This window comes from Arthrobacter sp. efr-133-TYG-118 (assembly GCF_030209755.1).
GTDB lineage: Bacteria > Actinomycetota > Actinomycetes > Actinomycetales > Micrococcaceae > Arthrobacter.
Genome location: NZ_JARVRH010000021.1, coordinates 1 through 20429 on the forward strand (window position 1 = coordinate 1; position 20429 = coordinate 20429).

A 20429-nucleotide genomic window follows, 5' to 3' on the forward strand; every position below is an offset into this window, starting at 1 on the left:
GCCCGGCAGTCTCGGCCGACCGCATGCTCCAGGACTACGTCAACACCCTCTACCGGCCCGCAGCGGAATCGGGACGGCATGCCGTGGCCGGCTCCTTCAAGGAAGCGAAGGAACTCGCGGCCTGGACCACCAAGGTCCGCAACGCCTGGCCGCAGCTGATCGTGGAACACGTCGATTCCGTCGGCGTCTCCGAAGAGCCACAAATCGGGGACACCCTCCAGGTCAACGCCTACATCGCCCTGCACACCCTGACACCGGACGACGTCAGCGTCGAGGTGGCCTACGGGCGGGCTGAAGAAAGCGATGAACTGGAGGACATCACCGTGGCGGAACTGAGCTCGTTCGAGGACCTCGGCAACGGGCGCCACCTGTTCACCGGGTCCATCCTCATCAACCGCTCCGGATCCTTCGGCTACACCGTCCGGGTCTTCCCGAAGCACCCCTCCCTCGCCTCGAAGGCCGAACTGGGACTGATCGTCAACGCGTAGCGACAAGCTGGCCGGGTGGGCATCACCCACCCGGCCAGCTTGTCGCTACTGCTGGAAGACCGCTATGACGGCGAGGTCCCGCCCGGAGTAGGATTCGGCGTCCTGGAGGATTTCGCAAACCAATCCGAAGGACCGGTCCGTCCGGTAAGTCGCCGGGACCTGCCAAATCAGGGTGACGGGTGGTTGGTCATCCTCGGACACACTGTCTGCGAAATCGTGGAGTGAATCGTTGAGCGCATCGAGGTCCACCCCGTAATACTCGGGGAAATCAAGCACCTGGCCGAACACTTCCAAGACGGTCTTCTTGCTTGCTGCCGGCGGAACCATCACGGTGCGGCGGCCGGCGTCGGACACTTGTTCCTGCAGTTCTTCCAGTGTCCACGTGTCTGCGGAATAGATTTTCATGGTTCCTAGGTGCGGTAGACGTTGATGGTGTTGCCTTGGATGACTTCCCGCTCGCCTGCCGCGACCAGCGCTCCTTGCCTGCGGTCATTGAGCTCGGACGTCGTCAGGCGTAGCTCGAACATCCGGCTCCCCGTTCCCGATTCGGCGAGCAGTTTGGGCAGGACGACCTTCTTGTCATCCTTGTTGCCGTTGATCACGATCAAGCCGCGGTAAGCGCCGCCCTCAGAGCTCACCAAGAGCTGCACAATCCGCAGTGAGGGATCGTGCCAACGGGCCGCAGTCATTGGCTGGCCTTTTTCATCAAACCAATCCAGGCCCGTCCCGCTGTCCGGGAAGCCTGCGTCTTGGGCTTGCAGGAACTCTTTCCGGAGCCGTATCACCCGTTTGGTGCTCCGCAGCATGTCATGCGATTCGGGTGTCTGGGTCCAGTCGATCCACGTCAGGGGGTTGTCCTGACAATAGGCGTTGTTGTTTCCCTGCTGTGTGCGTCCGAGCTCGTCGCCAGCGGTGATCATGGGTACGCCAATGGAGATCATCAACGTGGTCATGAGGTTCCGCTTCGAAAGGGCACGGGCAGCGAGAATTGTCTCATTTTCCGTGCGGCCTTCGAATCCGTGGTTGTAGCTGAGGCTGTTGGTCTGCCCGTCGCGGTTTTGCTCGCCGTTGGCCTCGTTGTGCTTACGGTCGTAGGACACTAGATCGGTCAGGGTGAAGCCGTCGTGGGCCGTGACGAAGTTAAGTGAAGCGAGCCTGGAGCGTCCTGAAGGTTCAAAGACCCGGGCCGAGCCCGTCAAGGCGTCGGCGAGATCTCCCATGGTGGTGCCGGACATCCCGCCGTCGGCAGCGCCCCGCTCTGAGAGCCAAAAACGGCGCACGCCGTCGCGGAAATGATCATTCCAGTCCACCCATCCCTTGGGGAACCGCCCGGTCTGCCAGCCGCCATAGCCCACATCCCATGGTTCGGAAATGAGCTTGGTCTTGGAAAGCACCGGGTCCTGGGCGATCCTTTTCAAGAACGGGTGCTCCGGGTCGAATTCATTGCCCGCATTGCGGCACATCGTCACGGCAAGGTCGAAACGGAAGCCGTCTATATGGAATTCGTCCGCCCAATATCGCAGCGAATCAATGGCCAGGTCCACCACCCTGGGTTCGGCGAAGTTAAGGGTGTTGCCGCAGCCTGTCGTATCAAGGTAACGGCCGTGGGCATCGTGGCGGTAGTACTGCCGCTCGCCCAGGCCCCTGAAACTGGAGGTATCGCCGTCGGGCCCGCCTTCCGCCGTATGGTTGTAAACAACGTCGAGGATCACTTCGATCCCCGCGGCATGCAGGAGCTTCACCATGCCCTTGAGTTCGTCCTGGACGGCGTGGGGGCCCGCCTGCTGGGCGGCTTGCGTGGCGTAGTCCGCGTGTGGCGCAAAGAACGCGGCAGTGTTGTATCCCCAGTAATTGGTCAGGCCCAAGTACTGCAGGTGCTGCTCGTCCATGTGGAAGTGGATGGGCAGCAATTGAACGGCCGTCACCCCTAATGAGTGGAAGTGCTCGATCATGGCGGGGTGTGCCATGCCCGCGTAGGTGCCGCGGAGGTGCTCGGGGATATCCGGGTGCAGCATGCTTTGGCCGCGGACGTGCGCCTCGTACACAATGGTGTCCCGCCACGGCGTACGAAGCAGGCGATCGTCACCCCAATCGAAAGCCGATTCCATCCTTACGGAGGTCAGCAGCTCTCGGCGCTGGTGCACCGCTTGACCATAAGGATCCAGCAACAGCTGCTCGGCGTCGTCGGCGTCAAAGTCCGGAGCAGGAACTGACAATGGAATCGCGTCCTCGTGGACTGCTGGACGGAAGCCGTACCGGGTGCCGGGCGGCAGGCCGTCCACAATCCCGTGGTGCACGCCGTCCTCAAGGTTGGGCAGCGTGTGGACTTTCCAGGAGTCGCCGGGGGCTTTGTAGGCGATTTCGACCCGCGGGAGTCCGGGGGCCCACACAGCGACGTTGACCCGGTCCGGCGAGGGTGTGCCGCGGTCGGACTTCCCAGGCAGCGGAACACTCAGCCCGAGCGGCGACGGCCGCGAGGCGTCCACTGTAGATGCTGTGTCAAAAATCGGCATAACCATTAGTTGAGAGTTTAGTCTCCGACGCCAATTCTCCCTTGCCCGCGGCCCATATGACAGTGCCTAAGCCCGGCGGTCGGAACCAAGCCAGCGGCCCCTGCGAACGCAAACAAGCCGCTCACCTGCTGAAACGTCGAATCACCCGGCTCGTTGCGCTTTTCGTGAAACCGGTCGTTTGAGCGGATTGTGTCGGTTGCGCCGAATACGCCCGCCCGCGCGCATGAGTTCGTATCCTCAGCGCGGCCGTTGCATACTTTGGCTATACACCAATGTGGAGGTAATTGTGCGAATCGCTCTTGCTCAACTCATCAGCGGCCGCGAGCTGGCAGACAACCTGATCCTGTTGGAAGACTACGCCCGCCGGGCCAAGGAGGGCGGCGCCGAGCTTGTAGTATTCCCTGAAGCGACCATGCGGGCGTTCGGGAATTCCCTGCTCGACATCGCAGAGCCCTTGGACGGGCCATGGGCCAGCCAGGTGCGGAAGATCGCCCGGGATCTTGGAATCGTGATCGTGGCCGGAATGTTCACCCCCGGAATTGCCTCCGATGGCAGCAGCAACGGCAAGGTCCGGAACACCCTGATCGCCACCGGGCCCGGAGTCGAAACCAGCTACGACAAGATCCACCTCTTCGACGCCTTCGGCTTTGCCGAATCAGACACTGTCGACGCCGGCACCGATCCAGTGACGTTCGACGCCGGAGGCCTCACCTTTGGCTTGGCCACGTGCTACGACATCCGTTTCCCGGCCCTCTTCACCGCCAATGCCGACCGCGGAGCCGACGTGAATATCGTGTCTGCTTCCTGGGGAGCCGGGCCGGGCAAGGCGGAACAGTGGAAGCTGCTCGCTCGAGCCCGGGCGATCGACACCACAACCTTCGTGCTGGCTTGCGGGCAGGGCGATCCCGCGAGCCAAGGCCGTGAACCCAAGGGTGCGGCGCCCACCGGAGTGGGGCACTCCGTCGTCGTGTCCCCGTTGGGGAACGTGCTCGAAGAGCTCGACGCCGAACCCGGCCTCTTGTTCGCGGAGCTGGACGCCGCCGTCGTCGAGGAAGCGCGGGTCAAGCTCCCGGTCCTGGCCAACCGCCGCGACTTCTAACGGGACTTCCAAGGGAACAGCAACGCCCGCTCACTAAAAGAAGTGAGCGGGCGTTGCTGGTTTTGGCACCATTAGTGAGCGGGCGTCGGCTACTTGGTGGCGCGCTGCCTTGAGACTTCGTACAGGGAGATGCCCACGGCCATCGAGGCGTTGAGCGATTCCATGGCGGAGTCGATCGGGATGGAGATGATCTGGTCGCAGTTTTCGCGGACCAGGCGGCTGAGGCCCTTGCCCTCGGAACCCACAACAATGCACACGGGATCGGTGGCCAGGGCGAGATCCGGCAGCGAGACATCGCCGTCGCCATCGAGGCCCAGCACGAAGATGCCCATCTGCTTGAACTGCTTGAGCGCGTTGTTCAGGTTGGCCGCCCGGGCCACGGGGACGCGGACCGCCGCGCCTGCGCTGGTCTTCCAGGCCGAAGCGGTGACGCCGACTGAGCGGCGCTCCGGGACAATCACGCCGTGGCCGCTGAAGGCGGAAACGGAGCGGATGATGGCGCCCAGGTTGCGGGGGTCGGTGATGCCGTCGAGGGCGACGAAGAGGGGCGCGTTGGGGATGTACCCCTTCTTCCACTTGGTGACCGTCTCTTCGGCGAGGTCGTAGGCGTCCTGGTATTCGTACGGCGGGATCTGCAGCACGAGGCCCTGGTGGACGGCGTCTTCGGTCATGCGGTCCAGCTCCGGCTTACCGGTTTCCAGCAGCGGGATGCCACGTTCGGCAGCAAGCTTGAGGGACTCCTTGACACGGTCGTCCATCTCGATCCGAATGGCAACGTGCAGTGCCTTCGCGGGGATTCCGGCGCGCAGCGCCTCCACCACGGAGTTGCGTCCGGTGACTACTTCCTCGGTAGCACGGCCCTTCGGTCCTGAGCGGGCTCCCGGGTTGGAGCGGCTGGCGCCCCCGGCCGCGCGCTTGGCTGCGGAGCGCTCGGCAAGCTGCTTGCTCTTGTACGCCTTGTGGTACTCGCGGTCCTCAGCCTTGGGGGTTGGACCCCGGCCTTCCAAGGCCTTTCGACCGTGGCCACCGGTTCCAGTGGTGGGGCCCTTCTTGTTCTTGACAGCCCGGCGACCGTTGTTGGCCATGAATTCCACCCTTGATTGTGTTGAGTACGTCTGCAATCAAGTCTACTGAATCAACTTAAATCGGGACGACGACGGAATATCAGTCCCGTTTCAGGCTCCAACTGGCGCCATCGGCGCCATCCTCGACGGCGATGCCGGCTGCCGCGAGAGTGTCGCGGATCGCATCGGAAGCGGCCCAATCCTTGTTGGCCCGCGCCTCGGCGCGCGCCTGCAACTGGGCTTCCACGAGGACCTCCAGGGCCTGGGCAGTCTCGGAATTCTCCTGGACTTCGCCGCGGACGTCGTTCAGTCCAAGCACGGTGGTCATGGCCATCACGGCCTGGAGCGCCTGCTCGGCCCCGGGGTCGTCTCCGGACGCCAGAGCGGTATTTCCGGCACGGACAGTCTCGTGCAGGGCGCCGAGGGCCTGCGGGACATTGAGATCGTCATCCATGGCAGCGGCGAAGGCATCCGGAACAGGGCTCGACTCAGGGTGCGCGGCGAAGTCGCCACCGAACTTCTTGGAAGCCTTCGCGACAAAACCATAGATGCGTTCCACGGCAGCCGCGGCCTCCTGAAGCGAGGTGGGCCGGTAGTCCAGGATGGAGCGGTACTGCGCCTGGCCAAGGTAGTACCGGACAACCCGGGGACTTGCGAGCTCGAGCATTTCTTCGGGGCTCACGGTGTTGCCCACCGACTTGGACATCTTTTCGCCTTCATACGTGACCATGCCGTTGTGCAGCCAGAAGTTGGCGAACCCGTCACCTGCCGCCTGGGACTGTGCCATCTCGTTCTCGTGGTGCGGGAATCGGAGGTCCAGTCCGCCGCCGTGGATGTCGAACTGCTGGCCCAGGTACTTCGTGGCCATGGCAGAGCATTCAAGATGCCAACCCGGGCGGCCGGTTCCCCACGGCGAAACCCAGCTCGCGGTCGTCGGCTCCCCGTCTTTGTAGCCCTTCCACAGCGCAAAGTCGCGAGGGTCGCGCTTCCTGTTGCTGAACTGAGGCTCGACGTCGGCGGCTCCCTGCATATCGTCGATGTTCTGGCGGGTCAGCGAGCCGTACTTGCTCCAGGAGCGGACGTCGAAGTAGACGTCTCCGGAGTCGTCCAGCGCAGGGTAGGCGTGGCCGCGGTCGATGAGCCTTTGAATGAGGGCGTGCATCTCCGGGATGTGGCCGGTGGCGCGAGGCTCGTAGGTGGGGCGGGAAACGCCGAGGACGTCGTAGGCCTGCTCGAATTCCTGCTCATAGCGGTAGGCGAGGGCCCACCATTCTTCCTCGGCTTTGGCTGTGGGTTCCTCGGCCCAGTCCGGCCCGAAGGACTGCGCCGACTTGGCGAGGATCTTGTCGTCGATGTCAGTGACGTTGCGGACAACGGTGACACGCAGGCCGCGGTATTCAAGCCAACGGGTCAACTGGTCGAAAGCGATCGCCGAGCGGACATGCCCCACGTGCGGCATCCCCTGCACCGTGGCACCGCAGTAGTAGACGCTGGCCTTGCCGGCTTCAAGGGGAACGAAGTCGCGGACTTCGGCGGATGCAGTGTCGTAAAAGCGCAGGGTCACCGCTCCAGATTAGCGGATGCGCACCATCTGGCTTCGTTGCACACCATCTATCTCTGTTTAGGCGCCATTTAGGCGATATCGTCTTCGTGCGCTGCCGGCACGGCATAGACGAGCGCCGTGGCAACGGCGGAGATGCCCTCGCCACGCCCCGTGAAACCCAGGCCATCGCTCGTGGTTGCCGTGACGCTGACGGAAGCTCCTGCGGCGGCGCTGAGGACACGCTGCGACTCTTCACGCCTGGGCCCGAACTTTGGCCTGTTGGCAACGAACTGCACTGCCACGTTGCCGATCTCGAAACCGGCAGCCCGGACAATCCTGGCCGCCTCCCCCAGGAGTTTCACCCCGGACGCACCTGCGAACTCGGGGCGGTCGGTACCGAAATGCGTGCCCAGATCACCAATGCCGCAAGCGGAGAAGAGCGCGTCAGCGGCCGCATGGGCAACGCAATCGCCGTCGGAATGCCCGGAAAGCCCGGGTTCCCCCTCCCAAAAGAGCCCGCCGAGCCATAACGGCTGCGGATCGTTCTCAGGCGCGTAGGCGTGCACGTCCACCCCGATGCCTGTGCGCGGCAGAATCATCGCCGCGTTCCCGGAGGCGGCCATCAGCCTTCCACCCAGCGGGTTCCGAGCGGCCCTTCCAGCAGGCCCTCGGCAATGATGAGATCCAACGGCGTGGTGATCTTCAGTGATTGGCTGGCGCCCCGGACTGCGTGGACCGGCACGCCCAGGAGCTCGACGAGCATTGCGTCATCCGTGACTGCCGCCGACTGCTTGTCGTCGAACGTCGCGGCTGCCGCGTGGGCGCGCAACAAAGTCTCATAGTCGAATCCCTGCGGAGTCTGCACGGCACGAAGTTGTTCGCGCGGGGCGGTGCCAGTGACGATCTCCGGCGCGATTCCGGCGTCGTCCCCGTCAGTTTCCGCAACCATCTTGACGGTATCCACCACCGGAATGGCGGGAATGACCGCCTTGGCGCCCGACGAGAGCGCCACGGCAACGCGGTGGAAGACCCGTTCGGGAGTCAGTGCACGCGCGGCGTCGTGAACCAGCACAGCGCGCGTTCCCTCAAGGAGCGCCCCAAGGGCGGCGCGGACCGAAGCGGCACGGGTTGATCCGCCGTCGACCACTGTGATCAGCGGACCGTCAGCGCCAAGTTCTTGCCGGAATTGCTCGCAAAGCTCGCGCAACTCCAGGTCCCCCGCGGGGACGGCCACGCAGATCTGGCGGGCAACGTCCGCCGTCGCGACGCCGCGAAGGGCATGCGTGAGGATCGTTTCGCCGCCCAGCGGAACTTTTGCCTTGGGCATGCCGTAGCCAAGCCGCTCCCCGGAGCCTGCCGCAACGACGACGACGGCGGTGGCCTCGCGCTGGGATGGTGTAGTCATGCGCCCAAGCCTACGTGGCAAAAGGAAACCCCGGCGGCAGGTTGCCACCGGGGTTCAAATCTTTGAATCTCTGTTAGGAAGCCAGAACTTCGTCGAGAACGCTTGCGGCCTTCTCTTCGTCGGTCTTCTCAGCCAATGCCAGTTCTGAAATCAGAATCTGTCGGGCTTTGGCCAGCATTCGCTTTTCACCTGCGGAAAGGCCGCGATCGTGATCACGGCGCCAAAGATCGCGGACGACCTCTGCAACCTTGATGACGTCGCCGGAAGCAAGCTTCTCCAGGTTTGCCTTATAGCGACGCGACCAGTTGGTGGGCTCTTCAGTGAACTCGGCGCGGAGAACGTCAAATACGTGCTCCAAGCCTTCCTTGCCCACTACGTCGCGAACCCCAACAAGGTCTACGTTTTCTGCTGGAACTTCAATGGTCAGATCACCCTGAGCCACCTTGAGCTTGAGATACATTTTCTCTTCGCCCTTGATAGTGCGCATCTTTATTTCTTCAATTTTTGCTGCACCGTGGTGAGGGTAAACTACTGTCTCGCCGACCTCAAAAACCATGTGGACTTTCCCCTTTCCCGCAGACCAGTTTATCACGCTTAAGGCATACGATTGGCACGGAAAGGGGTCCCGAGCCCAGTAAATACGCGGAAAATGGCCTTTTCGACCCTCCGGCACCCTCTTGACGGGAGGGCATAAAAGTGCATAGGACACAGCGTTCCGGATGACCCTACTCCTTCCGGAGGGCCGCCACAATGGTGATCGGAATCCTTGTTCCTGCTAGTTTGCCGATAGGCTATGGCTGAAAAGTGTTCCAATGACTCTTAGAGGAGTACGTGTCGTGCGCATTACTGCGATGAACCGTGTCCAGCGCGGCAAACTGGCGATGGCGGCGGCCGCCATCAGCATCGGTCTCTTGTCCGTGACCGGCTGTGGCTATATCAACCCCCAGCAGACCAACGAGCAGTACTCTCCGTCCGACGGCGTCAGGGAAGACCTCGGACCGCTTCAGCTGCGCAACATGCTCATCGTCTCCACGGATGCCAACAAGCCTGGACGCGTCATTGGTGCCGTGTTCAACACCTCCTCGAGCGATGCAACCCTCACCATCAGTGGCGCGGGCGGGTCACAGGCGACCATTCCGGTCAAGGCCAAGTCCCAGACCTACCTCAACGAGACCACCGACGCCGCCGTTCTGAGCACGAGCGGCGGTGCCCCGGGTTCCATGGTTTCCGTGACCATCAAGACCGGCTCCGATTCGCGCGCCGTGCAGTTCCCGGTCCTTGACGCTTCCTTGAAGGAATACGCGAAGTACCTCCCCACCGTTTCCGCTTCTCCGAGCCCCTCGGTCAGCGGTTCCGCCACCCCAAGCAGCGGGTCGACCGCCTCAAGCAGCAGCGCGACGCCGAGCGCTAGCGCCACCGGCCACTAGGCGGCCGGCGGCCCGCCGCTCCTGTCGGCAACAAGCCAGCTCCACGAAACGAAAAGGAAGGGCTCCCGCAATGGGAGCCCTTCCTTTTCGTTGTTGCCCTTGCGGGTTGCTCTGCCCGCGCGGATTCCTACGGCTCGAACTTGTAGCCCAGGCCCCGCACCGTGACGAGGTAGCGGGGAACCGAGGGGTCCGGCTCGATCTTGCTGCGCAAGCGCTTCACGTGGACGTCCAAGGTCTTGGTGTCGCCCACGTAGTCGGAGCCCCAGACGCGGTCGATTAACTGCCCGCGGGTGAGCACCCGGCCCGAATTGCGAAGGAGCATCTCAAGGAGTTCGAATTCCTTCAGCGGAAGCGATACCTGCTCGCCGTTGACGCTCACTACATGCCGCTCGATGTCCATGCGCACCGGACCGGCCTGCACAGTGGACGTGATGAGTTCCTCCGGCTCGCCTTGCCGGCGCAGCACAGCACGCACGCGCGCCACGAGTTCCCTGGAGGAGTACGGCTTGGTGACATAGTCGTCCGCGCCGAGTTCCAGGCCAACCACCTTGTCGATTTCCGAGTCCTTGGCCGTCAGCATGATGACCGGGACGCTGGAACGCTGGCGCAGTTGCCTGCAAACCTCGGTGCCGGGGGTCCCCGGAAGCTGCAAGTCCAGCAGCACGAGGTCGGCCCCGTTGCGGTCGAACTCCACCAAGGCGTCACTGCCGTTGTCCACCACCTGGACATCGAAGCCTTCCTTGCCCAATAGGTAGGACAGGGGGTCGCTGAACGACTCTTCGTCCTCCACGATCAGAATCCTGCTCAAGCGCCAGCTCCTTGCTCTAGGGCGCGCACAGCGCCCGTCGTTTGAATCACGTTTCGAGGCTTCGCCCCGGCGTCGTTGTCCTCCTGGCCTTCCATTTCCGGAAGCCGGATGGTGAAAGTAGAACCTTGGCCTGGCTGGGACCAGACGGTGACCTCGCCGCCGTGGTTGGACACCACGTGTTTGACGATACTCAGGCCCAAGCCTGTTCCGCCGGTCTGCCGGGACCTCGCGGCGTCCACGCGGTAGAAGCGTTCGAAGATGCGTTCCTGGTCCTCCGGGCTGAGACCCTCACCCTGGTCAGTGACTGAAATGGCCACCACGCCCTCTTTGGCGCGGACCCCCACTCCCACACGGGTGTTCTCCGGCGAATAACGAATGGCGTTGTCGATCAGGTTCCGCAAGGCGGTCACCAACAGGTCCTGGTCGCCGAAAACCATTGTTTCCGAGCGTCCGCCGACTACGATCTTGATGTTCTTGAGCTCGGCCGGGAGCTGCGAACGGTCCACGGCTTCGGCGATCACCGTGTTGATGTCCACGGCGTGCCCTTGCTGTGCCACGTTGGCGCCCTGAAGCCGGGACAGCTCAATGATGTCCTGGACCAGCGCGGCGAGTCGTGTCGATTCCTTGTGCATGCGCTTCGCGAAGCGACGCACGGCTTCTTCGTCGTCCGGGCTCGCCTCAAGCGCCTCAGCCAGCAGGGAGATGGCGCCCACCGGCGTCTTGAGTTCGTGCGAGACGTTCGCCACGAAGTCGTTGCGGATCTCCTCGGTGCGGGTGATTTCGGTGCGGTCATCGGCAAGCAGGACGATATATTCCCATCCGAGCATGGCTGCCCGCACCTGAACCACGATGGTTCCCTTACCCAGGGGACCCCGGGGCAACTCGAAAGTCTCCTCCAGGATCACGCCGTCGCGCCGCACCTTTGCGGTCATGTCCAGCAACTGCTTGTGCACCACCGTGTGGCCCCTCACGAGGCCGTATGCGTAGGCAGCGGGACTTGCCCGGACGACGCCGTCGATCGCGTCCACTACGACGAAAGCGCGCCCGACGACGGATAGCACCTCCGCGGCTCCCTCCGGAAGCAGCGGCTCGGTGACGTCCAGATCCACGATCTTCCGCTGCCGTTCACTGAGCCTGAACGCGAGCACGCCAAAGACGCCGCACGACAGGCCGACTAGACCTGCGATGACACCTATGAGCACTGGATCCACGGATCTAGCTTATGCGCTCAAAACACTGCAAAATATGGAACGGTCACCAAACGGCCCCGGTTCAGCTAACGTTCACCTAAAGGTGCGCAATCGTTCATTGACCACTGCCACCCTTACTAGTTGGACCGTAGTTAGCTGTGATGATTTTCGCGCCGCCAGAAGGGTGCGGAGGAGATTTCCAAGGAGAGGACGCCACCGTGCGCAAGGTTTTTCAGGAGGAGCTCATCCAGGTCGGTGAGGACCTCATCGAGATCTCAAAACTGGTCACTGAGGCGATCCAAAACGCGACCACCGCATTCGAAGGCGCCGACGTCGATCTCGCCCAGGACGTCATTGCCGCCGATGCCCGCATCGACTTCCTGCAGAACGGCCTCGACGAACGGGCCATCGACATCCTGGCCCTCCAGGGCCCCGTGGCAAGCGACCTCCGGATGATTGTTGGCTCCCTGCGGATGAGCGCATCCCTGGAGCGCATGGGTGACCTCGCCCGGCACGTGGCCCAACTGGCCCGTTTGCGCTACCCGGCCACGGTCATCCCCGAGCAGCTGACGGCGACGTTCAAGGACATGGCCCGCCTGGACCTCGAAATCGTCCAGAAGGTCACCCTGCTCCTGGAGTCTCGCGACCTGGAAGTTGCCCGGGACATCCTCAAGCTCAACATCCGGGTTGACGATCTGCACCTGAGCGTCTTCAGGGCAATCGCCGATCCCGCGTGGGCCGAGACTGCCGCCACCACCGTGGATGTGGCCCTCGCCAGCCGCTACTTCGAGCGTTTCGCCGACCACGGCGTCTCCGTTGCCCGCAAGGTGACCTACCTGGTCACCGGTGAATGGCAGCCGGAAGGCTTCTAGCCAGTCATAACTAACAACGACGCCGGCCGGCCCACCTCGCGGTGGGCCGGCCGGCGTCGTTTTCTCAAGAGCTTATTTCTTGCCTTGGGCAGCTACAGCCTTGATGGACTCTGCCGCGGCCTCGGGGTCGAGGTAGGTTCCGCCGGGGTTGATCGGCTGGAAGTTCTCGTCCAGGTCGTAGACCAACGGGATGCCCGTGGGGATGTTCAGACCGGTGATGTCTTCGTCGCTGATGCCGTCCAGGTGCTTGACAAGGGCGCGCAGGGAGTTGCCGTGGGCCGTGACCAGGACTGTCTTGCCAGCCTTGAGGTCTTCCTTGATGTCGGATTCCCAGTACGGCAGGAGACGCACGAGGACGTCCTTGAGGCACTCGGTGCGCGGCAGGGCGTCGCCGAGGCCCGCGTAGCGCACGTCGTTGACCTGGGAGAACTCGCTGTCATCGGAAAGGGCGGGCGGCGGGGTGTCGTAGCTGCGGCGCCATTCCATGAACTGCGCTTCACCGAATTCGGCCAAGGTCTGGGCTTTGTCCTTGCCCTGCAGCGCGCCGTAGTGACGCTCATTGAGGCGCCAGTCACGCTTGACCGGAATCCAGCCGCGGTCGGCCTTGTCCAGGGAAATGTTCGCGGTGTTGATGGCCCGCTTGAGCAGGGACGTGTACAGGATGTCCGGGAGAACGTTGTTCTCGACCAGGAGCTCTCCGCCGCGCGCTGCTTCCTCGCGGCCTTGGTCGTTCAGGTCGACGTCCACCCAGCCGGTGAACAGGTTCTTGGCGTTCCAGTCGCTGTGGCCGTGGCGCAGCAGAATCAGCTTGTAAGTCATGGTTTTCATCCTAAGCGATCAGGCGTTGCCGTTGCCGGGCGTTACGCCATTACCCTTTGACCGCAACGCGGGGTCACTTAGCGCCGGTGTTTGTGCGCCGGATGGGCCGTAAGTGACCCCGCGTTGGAGGATAAAGTGGGACGGTGGTGCAAAAAGCGGAGCGGGTGCAGGGAAGACGCGGCAAACCCGTCGGCAACATCACCAGGGGCACCACGAATCCCAACCGCATGCGCCGTCTCGACCGCTGGTTGGCGGGCCCGCAGGCATGGCGGCTACGCTCCGCGATCGACCCCTTGGTAGTGGATCTGGGCTACGGCGCTTCCCCGGCCACCGCCGTCGAACTCTTCGAAAGGCTGCAGGCAGTCCGCCCCGACGTCCGCGTGTGCGGGATCGAGATCGAACCCGAGCGCGTCAGTATCGCGAAATCCCTGGAAAGGCCCGGGCTCAGCTTCCACGTGGGCGGTTTCGAGGTTCCCGTTCCGGGCAATCCTGTATTGGTGCGGGCCTTCAATGTGCTGCGGCAATACGAGGAATCGGATGTGGCCGGGATCTGGTCGCTGGTGCAGTCGCGGCTGGCACCGCAGGGATTGTTCATCGACGGCACGTGTGACGAAATCGGCCGCAGGGTGACGTGGGTTGCGTTGGATCCGGACGGGCCCTTGAGCCTGAGCTTGTCCATGCGGTTCGGCGGCTTCGAACTGCCCTCCGACGTGGCCGAACGACTGCCGAAGGCACTCATCCACCGCAACATCCCGGGGGAACGCATTCATGCTTTCCTGAATGCCCTGGACCAGGCCTGGTTGGAAGCCGCACCGCTTGCGTCCTTTGGTACCAAGCAGCGGTGGACCGCTATGTGCCGATCAATGCGCGACGCCGGTTGGCCGCTTCAGGATGGCGCGTCGCGCTGGCGCCTGGGGGAACTCACCGTCGACTGGTCGGCGGTGGCTCCGGCGCAGTGAGCCGTGGTCACCAGGGACCGTACGGCCCCTGGTTGCGGCCGCTGTTGCCTATTTCCTTCACTGCGGGACGAACGTCCGCCAAGTAGACACACGCCGCGGTCACGGCGGCGATGCCAAAGAGGCCAAGGCCACCGCCGCCGCCGAGGACGGAGAGGCCGCCGATCACCGCGGCGACGCCGGTCAGGGCCAGCCAGAAAGTCTTGGTGCGCTTGGATGCGGCTTCGAAGGACGAGGGTTTGTGGCGCAGGCAATCGACCAGCGCCCACAGCTCCAAAGCGAAGGCAACCAGTCCCAGAATGAACCAAATCCCATTCTGGATGTTTGAAATCAAAATTTTTCCGTCCACGCCCTCAAGCCTAGCGGTCAAGAGACTTGAGCGCTTGCTCCAAATCCGCCCAGAGGTCTTCGACGTTCTCGATCCCGACGCTCATCCTGACCAGGTTGTCCGGCACACTGAGCGGCTCGGCGGTGTGCCGGCGTCGGCGTTCGATGAGGGATTCGACGCCGCCCAGCGACGTCGCCGGAATCCACAACCGCAATGCACGAACCAGTTGATCCGCTGCGTCTGCACCGCTGCGGGTTCCGTCTCCGGCCAACTGGATGCACAAGATCGAACCGAAGCCCTTCATCTGGGACTTGGCCCGTTCGTGGCCGGGATCGTCGGGCAGACCCGGGAAGCGGATGGACTCGACGCGCGGGTGGGTGCTCAGCCGCTCGGCCAACGTTGCGGCAGAAGCTTGCGAGCGCTCGATCCGGAGCGCCAGCGTGCGCAGGCCGCGGAGCGCGAGCCAGGCCTCGAAGGGACCCGCGATGCCGCCGTGGATGATGCGGTGGTGGAGGAGTTCCGCGCGAAGCTCGGCGTTGGAGGTCACCAAGGCGCCGAGTACGACGTCGGAGTGTCCAGCCAGGTATTTCGTCACCGAATGGAGCACGACGTCGGAGCCCAGGGTGAGGGGCTGCTGAACAAGCGGTGTGGAGAAGGTGTTGTCCGTGACCACGATGGCGCCGGCCTCATGGGCAGCGGTGGCGAGTGCCCGTACGTCGGCGATGCCAAGCATCGGGTTGGTAGGGCTTTCAATCCACAGCATGCTGGCGGGCTTTCCATCCGCGGGGGCGAGCTGCGCCTTGACGGCATCGGTGTCCGCGATGTCAACAGTCCGCAACTCAAGGATGCCCTTGGCCGCGAGTTCGGTGGCCATGACGAGCGATCCTGCGTAGCTGTGCGTGGGCATGACGAGCACCCCGCCGGCCGGCACGAGCGACAGCGCGGAGCTCACTGCGGCCAAGCCCGAGGCGTAGAGCAAGCCGGGCAGCTCGGCGCCCTCCAGCTGGGCCAGTGCTTCCTCGAACGGATCCCAGGTGGGGTTGGCATAGCGCCCGTAGCCACGGTCGCCGTCGCTCAATGCTCCCGTGCCGAAATACGTGGAGGACAGAACGATGGGCGGGTTGACGGGTTGGTCATGGCTACGTTCGGGACGGCCTGCCGCCACCACCACAGTGTCAGGGGACAGATCTGCGGCATGCTCTCGGGAAAGACTCATTGCTCCAGCCTACGGCGCGGGGAGCGGGCGCTGGAAAGGTGTTACGGCTGAGTCTCCCGAGCTGCGGGGCGCGTCCCGCGCGGGTGGGTGTGCGCCGTCGTCGGGCACTGTCAGTGTTCCTCTGTACGCTTAGATCCGTGACTACGCAGCGCCTCAAGCAGGACCAGAGCCCCATGCCGGACCAGCGCCCAGGACTCTTCATCGCCTTCGAGGGCGGAGACGGGGCCGGCAAGTCCACGCAGGCCGCCCGCCTGGCTGAGTCGCTCGAGTCGCTCGGCTTTTCCGTGCTGCGCACCCGCGAGCCCGGGGGCACGCCGATCGGCGAGAAGCTGCGTTCCCTGGTGCTGGACCACGGCCACGGCACCATCGATCCCAGGACCGAAGCCCTCATGTTCGCAGCCTCCCGGGCCGCCCACGCAAGCCAGGTCATCCGACCGGCCTTGGCACAAGGTTCAGTGGTGATCACGGACCGCTACATAGACTCCTCCGTCGCCTACCAAGGTGCCGGCAGGGACCTTGGTACCGTGGACGTCAGGCGCCTCAACGAATGGGCCACCGAAGGACTCGAACCGGACCTGACAGTACTCCTCGACGTCCACCCGGGCGACGGCCGGGACCGCAGAACTGCCGGAGACGCCGCCGAGGACCGGCTCGAGTCGGAACCGGACGATTTCCACGCACGCATCCGTGCCGCGTTCCTGGAACTGGCGGAGGCCCGCCCGGAGACGTACCTCGTGTTGCCCGCCAAGGATGCCATCGAGGGCCTCGCCGCGCAGATCCTCCGGCGCGTGCAGGACTTGCTCGGGAGCCGTACGTGAGCGTCTGGGACGAGCTCCAGGGCCAGGCGCCCGTCGTCGCACAATTGCGCGCGGCCGCCCACGGCGAAGGCCTCACGCACGCGTGGTTGTTCACGGGTCCGCCGGGTTCGGGCCGCTCCAACGCGGCCAAGGCATTCGCGGCGGCCTTGAACTGTGAACAGGACGATGTCGCACTTCGAGGCTGCGGCGAATGCGCATCGTGCCGGACCATCCTTGGCGAGACCCACTCGGACGTGACCTTTGTCCGCACCGAGAAGGTCACCATCACCATCGAAGAAGCGCGCCAGCTCGTGTCCAAGGCAGGCGACCGGCCGGCGTCGGGCCGTTGGCGCATCATCGTGGTGGAGGACGCGGACCGTATGGCCGAACGCACCACCAACGTACTCCTCAAGGCAATCGAGGAACCCACGCCCCGGACCATCTGGATGCTGTGCGCGCCGTCGCCCGCGGATGTGCTGGTCACCATCCGTTCGCGCTGCCGCCCGGTAAGCCTCCGGATTCCGCCGGCTGCCGACGTCGCCGCCCTGCTGGTGAGGCGCGACGGCGTCGACCCCGCCATCGCGGACCGGGCCGCCCGCGCTGCCCAAAGCCACATCGGAATCGCGCGTCGGCTGGCCCGCGACCCGGAGGCCAGGGAGCGCCGAATGGAAACCGTCCGTTTCCCGCTGGGGCTGCGGGGCGTCACTGCTGCCGTGATGATGGCCGAAAAGCTGGTCAAGATCGCGACTGATGAAGCCAACAGCTCCAACGACGAACGTGACGCTGCCGAGAAGGTCGCCCTGCTCGCGAGCCTGGGCGCTCCGGAGTCGGGCACCCTGCCGCCGTCGATGCGCAGCCAGGTGAGGCAGCTTGAAGACGACCAGAAGCGGCGTGCCAAGCGCTCCATCACAGATTCCCTCGACCGCACGCTGACCGATCTGCTGTCCTTCTACCGGGACGTCCTGGTCATCCAGCTGGGGAACGCCGTGGAGTTGGTCAACGTTGAGCTCAGGAGTGAACTGGAGGCCTATGCGGCCGGCTCCACGCCTGAAATCACCTTGGCGCGAATGGACGCCATCAACAAGGCGCGCGTGCGGATCACCACGACCAACGTGGCACCGCTGTTGGCCGTTGAGTCCATGGCGAGCAGCCTGATTCAGCAATAGCCGGATAGTTTAGAAGCACAGCACGCTTCCCCAGCCTGAGGAGAAACGCATGACCCCCGCACGACGCCGGCCCGCCGGGTCCAGTTCCAGGACACGGTTCCCCTCACTGCGGCGGGCGGCAACGGCAGTCGCTGCCACGGTCTCCGCCAGCCTGCTGCTGAGCGGCTGCGTGTTCTCGGTACCGGTACCCAACGATGGCGCCACCAACGGGTCCGGCGGCGGCAACGTCAGCAGCCCCGACGCCTCCATCGCCGCCGCGGCGCCGGCAGGACTGGAGAGCTTCTACTCCCAAAAGGTGAACTGGACGTCCTGTGAGCAGGGATTCCAGTGCGCCAACATCAAAGTGCCGGTTGACTATGCCAAACCCGATGGTGACAGCATCTCCATCGCGGCGATCCGGCTCCAGAGCCAGGGCACGAAGAAAGGCTCGCTGCTGGTGAATCCCGGCGGCCCCGGCGCTTCAGGCTATGACTTCGTCAGGGACGCGGCGAAGACGCACTTCACCAGCAAGCTGCGGTCCAGCTTCGACCTGGTGGGCTTCGACCCGCGCGGCGTCAAGCGGTCGGCACCGGTGACGTGCCTCAGCGATGCCGAGCGGGACGCTTTCCGCGAGAAGGTCTACAACTATGACACTGACCAGGGCATCGCCGCGGCACTGGCCGACACGAAGGCCGTCAATGCCAAGTGCGTGGAAAAATCCGGGCCCGCACTGCCGCACATTGACACCGCCAGCTCCGCCAAGGACATGGACATCCTCCGCGCAGTGCTGAACGACGCAAAACTCGACTACCTCGGCTTCTCCTACGGAACCTCGCTCGGCGCCACCTATGCGTCCCTGTTCCCGAACAACGTCGGCAAGCTTGCTTTGGATGGCGCAGTGGATCCGTCCCTCAACAACGAGGACCTCACCGCGGGGCAGGCAGAGGCGTTCGAAAAGGAGCTCCGCACTTATGTGGCGGATTGCCAGGCAAAGTCCGGATGCCCCGTAACCGGCGGCGTCGATAATGGCGTGCAGCAGATCCAGGACCTGATCGCCGACGTCGAGCAGAATCCCAAGCGCGCCAAGGACGGCCGCTTGGTCACCGGGGCGACGTTTGTCAGCGGCATTTTCACCCCGCTCTACGACAACGAATCGTGGCCTGTCCTTACCCAGGCATTGGTGGCCGCGTTCAAGGGCGACGTGTCGCTCATGCTTCGGATTGCCGACTTTGGCGCGGACCGGGACCCGAACGGCACCTATACGTCAAACACCACGTTCGCGTTCAACGCCATCAACTGCCTTGACTACCCCATGGTGACGGACACCGCCGGGATGCGTTCCGAGGAAGCCCGGCTGAAGCAGCTTTCCCCCACCTTCGGCTACTACTTCGCCTACGGCGGCATCAACTGCAAGGACTGGCCCTACAAGCCGGTGCATACGCCGGCTCCCGTCAAGTACACCGGGACGGCGCCGATTGTGGTCATTGGCACCACCGGGGATCCCGCGACGCCTGTCGCCTGGGCTGGTTCGCTTCGGAAACAACTCGGCAACGCTTCCCTCGTGACGTGGAAGGGCGAAGGCCACACCGCCTACGGCCGCTCCAACCAATGCGTGTCCGACGCCGTCGACAACTACTTCGTGGATGGAAAGGTGCCTTCGGACGGGACTATGTGCTGACTGCTTTTGGGGGCCGTTTTTGGGGGGCCGCCACTTCTGACCGTTTTTGGAGCTGGGTTGAGCCGATTGTGGGCGGCGGGACAGGGATGTTTGATGCCAGGTGCCCGCAAAGATGGTCATTTGTTGAGGCGTAGCCCTGAATGGTGGGCCCGGATGGCGGCCTGCACTTCCGCGACCATGGCCTCCGGGTAGTGAACAACGTCCTCGTAGAAGTACCTCAACACGGTGAAGCCGCCGGCAACAGAAGTATTATCCCGGCGTCGATCCCTCTTGATGGCCCGGGGTTCGAAGTGCGTCTTGCCGTCCAGCTCAACGATCAAAAAGCGCTCGACGACGAAATCGACCTCCCCCACGCCGGGCAGTTCCACGTGCTGCGCGAAAGCGATTCCAGCCTGCTGGAAGTGCATGGCCGCCAGTGGTTCAAGCAGGGAATCGGCTCTCCGGCGCACGAGTTCCAAGACGTCCCTCGCCCGGCCGTTCCGGTTGCCGGGCAGCTTTCCGCGTAGGAACTCCACGGTTGTATCGCCACGCGCAACGGCACATTGAACCATGACCAACGCTTCAGCTGGCGGCCGGCATCGCAAGGCATGCACCAGCACATCGGCAAGAGCTGCCACTGGCCGGCCCGGCAAGGCCGGCAACGAGGCGCTCCGGTGCAGCACTACGCCGTCGCGGGGTAGCCCGTTACCGCAGACCAAATGGAGCTCGCTGGCGGGATGCAGTTGCCAAAGTCCATAGTGTGGGGCAGCCGAGACACATGTGAGGAGACCTCCGTGCCGAAAGGCCTCAGCGAATTCCGGAGGTGCACCCGCCAAAGCCACGACGCCGCGATACAGAACCACCACTCCGCCCCGCCGTGCCGCAGTTCTGAGCTGCCAGGCGCCGACGCCTGCATTGAGAAGGTCCCTGCGCATGGCCACGCCTCCCCGGGCACGAAGGGCAGCTATGAGATCCATGGGTCCACGATGCGTGCGTGGAGGGTTGCTGCGCAGCCCCCAATACGCCTATGTGGACAACTTCAGGCTTTTGCGCCTCCGTGTGTGACCACTTTTGCCCGCCACCCTGCGGCGTAGGTGGCGGA

Annotated in this window: 20 protein-coding genes and 1 pseudogene; 8 read left to right on the forward strand and 13 right to left on the reverse strand. The window is 63.9% G+C overall.

The annotated features are described in order from the left end of the window. Positions 1–488 (forward strand): annotated as a pseudogene (locus tag QRN59_RS16785) (DUF3417 domain-containing protein); the annotation flags it as partial. A 45-nt stretch (positions 489–533) separates the two neighbouring features. On the opposite strand, the gene QRN59_RS16790 reads toward QRN59_RS16785, so the two are convergent. Further along, the gene (locus QRN59_RS16790) at positions 534–893 is read right to left on the reverse strand and encodes a barstar family protein (protein ID WP_284983626.1); all 360 of its coding nucleotides are present in this window, start codon (positions 891–893) and stop codon (positions 534–536) included. Between the two features lie 5 nt (positions 894–898). Then, entirely contained in the window at positions 899–3007 is a 2109-nt protein-coding gene (glgX, locus tag QRN59_RS16795) for a glycogen debranching protein GlgX (protein WP_284983627.1), read from the reverse strand. A 280-nt stretch (positions 3008–3287) separates the two neighbouring features. Between glgX and QRN59_RS16800 the strand changes: the two genes are divergently transcribed. Beyond that, the gene (locus tag QRN59_RS16800) at positions 3288–4100 is read left to right on the forward strand and encodes a carbon-nitrogen hydrolase family protein (protein WP_284983628.1); all 813 of its coding nucleotides are present in this window, start codon (positions 3288–3290) and stop codon (positions 4098–4100) included. 89 nt (positions 4101–4189) lie between these two features. Here QRN59_RS16800 and rlmB read toward each other — a convergent pair whose 3' ends face one another. From rlmB to QRN59_RS16825, 5 genes are all read right to left on the reverse strand, one after another. Then, positions 4190–5185, reverse strand: a complete 996-nt coding sequence (rlmB, locus tag QRN59_RS16805) for a 23S rRNA (guanosine(2251)-2'-O)-methyltransferase RlmB (protein WP_284983629.1) — start codon at positions 5183–5185, stop codon at positions 4190–4192. A gap of 79 nt (positions 5186–5264) precedes the next feature. Beyond that, positions 5265–6728 carry a cysteine--tRNA ligase gene (cysS, locus tag QRN59_RS16810; RefSeq protein ID WP_284983630.1) on the reverse strand — a complete coding sequence of 488 codons (1464 nt, stop codon included), beginning with the start codon at positions 6726–6728 and terminating at the stop codon, positions 5265–5267. 68 nt (positions 6729–6796) lie between these two features. Then, positions 6797–7306, reverse strand: coding sequence for a 2-C-methyl-D-erythritol 2,4-cyclodiphosphate synthase (ispF, locus tag QRN59_RS16815; protein ID WP_284983656.1), 510 nt, complete (start codon positions 7304–7306; stop codon positions 6797–6799). Positions 7307–7329: 23 nt separating this feature from the next. Then, positions 7330–8112: a 2-C-methyl-D-erythritol 4-phosphate cytidylyltransferase gene (gene ispD, locus QRN59_RS16820; protein ID WP_284983631.1), complete on the reverse strand. Its 783-nt coding sequence runs from the start codon at positions 8110–8112 to the stop codon at positions 7330–7332. A 73-nt stretch (positions 8113–8185) separates the two neighbouring features. After that, positions 8186–8668, reverse strand: coding sequence for a CarD family transcriptional regulator (locus QRN59_RS16825; protein WP_011690592.1), 483 nt, complete (start codon positions 8666–8668; stop codon positions 8186–8188). Positions 8669–8963: 295 nt separating this feature from the next. Between QRN59_RS16825 and QRN59_RS16830 the strand changes: the two genes are divergently transcribed. After that, complete coding sequence (locus QRN59_RS16830; protein ID WP_284983657.1) at positions 8964–9539, forward strand: hypothetical protein; 576 nt, start codon at positions 8964–8966, stop codon at positions 9537–9539. A 127-nt stretch (positions 9540–9666) separates the two neighbouring features. Here QRN59_RS16830 and QRN59_RS16835 read toward each other — a convergent pair whose 3' ends face one another. Together QRN59_RS16835 and QRN59_RS16840 are read right to left on the reverse strand one after the other, a co-directional pair. After that, the gene (locus tag QRN59_RS16835) at positions 9667–10347 is read right to left on the reverse strand and encodes a winged helix-turn-helix domain-containing protein (RefSeq protein ID WP_059388662.1); all 681 of its coding nucleotides are present in this window, start codon (positions 10345–10347) and stop codon (positions 9667–9669) included. Continuing rightward, a complete protein-coding gene (locus QRN59_RS16840; protein WP_284983658.1) occupies positions 10344–11549 on the reverse strand; it encodes a sensor histidine kinase in 1206 nt (401 codons plus the stop codon). Before QRN59_RS16840 ends, QRN59_RS16835 begins: the two co-directional genes overlap by 4 nt. 206 nt (positions 11550–11755) lie before the next feature. On the opposite strand from QRN59_RS16840, the gene phoU reads away from it, so the two are divergent. After that, positions 11756–12409 carry a phosphate signaling complex protein PhoU gene (gene phoU / locus QRN59_RS16845; protein ID WP_078106623.1) on the forward strand — a complete coding sequence of 218 codons (654 nt, stop codon included), beginning with the start codon at positions 11756–11758 and terminating at the stop codon, positions 12407–12409. Positions 12410–12481: 72 nt separating this feature from the next. Here the strand turns inward: phoU and QRN59_RS16850 are convergent, their stop codons facing one another. Next, a complete protein-coding gene (locus QRN59_RS16850; protein ID WP_236815209.1) occupies positions 12482–13228 on the reverse strand; it encodes a phosphoglyceromutase in 747 nt (248 codons plus the stop codon). Between the two features lie 143 nt (positions 13229–13371). On the opposite strand from QRN59_RS16850, the gene QRN59_RS16855 reads away from it, so the two are divergent. Continuing rightward, the gene (locus QRN59_RS16855) at positions 13372–14187 is read left to right on the forward strand and encodes a class I SAM-dependent methyltransferase (protein WP_502871069.1); all 816 of its coding nucleotides are present in this window, start codon (positions 13372–13374) and stop codon (positions 14185–14187) included. A 7-nt stretch (positions 14188–14194) separates the two neighbouring features. Here QRN59_RS16855 and QRN59_RS16860 read toward each other — a convergent pair whose 3' ends face one another. Both QRN59_RS16860 and QRN59_RS16865 read right to left on the reverse strand, forming a co-directional pair. Continuing rightward, positions 14195–14533, reverse strand: a complete 339-nt coding sequence (locus QRN59_RS16860; protein ID WP_284983632.1) for a DUF2516 family protein — start codon at positions 14531–14533, stop codon at positions 14195–14197. Positions 14534–14543: 10 nt separating this feature from the next. Continuing rightward, positions 14544–15728, reverse strand: a complete 1185-nt coding sequence (locus tag QRN59_RS16865; protein WP_284983633.1) for a trans-sulfuration enzyme family protein — start codon at positions 15726–15728, stop codon at positions 14544–14546. A gap of 173 nt (positions 15729–15901) precedes the next feature. Here QRN59_RS16865 and tmk point away from each other — a divergent pair, with 173 nt between their 5' ends. From tmk to QRN59_RS16880, 3 genes are read left to right on the forward strand one after another with little or no spacing between them, the layout of a single operon-like run. Continuing rightward, complete coding sequence (gene tmk, locus QRN59_RS16870) at positions 15902–16546, forward strand: dTMP kinase (RefSeq protein WP_284983660.1); 645 nt, start codon at positions 15902–15904, stop codon at positions 16544–16546. Beyond that, entirely contained in the window at positions 16543–17691 is a 1149-nt protein-coding gene (locus QRN59_RS16875; RefSeq protein ID WP_284983634.1) for a DNA polymerase III subunit delta', read from the forward strand. Before tmk ends, QRN59_RS16875 begins: the two co-directional genes overlap by 4 nt. 49 nt (positions 17692–17740) lie before the next feature. Further along, positions 17741–19348: an alpha/beta hydrolase gene (locus tag QRN59_RS16880; RefSeq protein WP_284983635.1), complete on the forward strand. Its 1608-nt coding sequence runs from the start codon at positions 17741–17743 to the stop codon at positions 19346–19348. 116 nt (positions 19349–19464) lie between these two features. On the opposite strand, the gene QRN59_RS16885 is transcribed toward QRN59_RS16880, so the two are convergent. After that, complete coding sequence (locus QRN59_RS16885) at positions 19465–20304, reverse strand: endonuclease domain-containing protein (protein ID WP_284983636.1); 840 nt, start codon at positions 20302–20304, stop codon at positions 19465–19467. Positions 20305–20429: the final 125 nt, after the last annotated feature.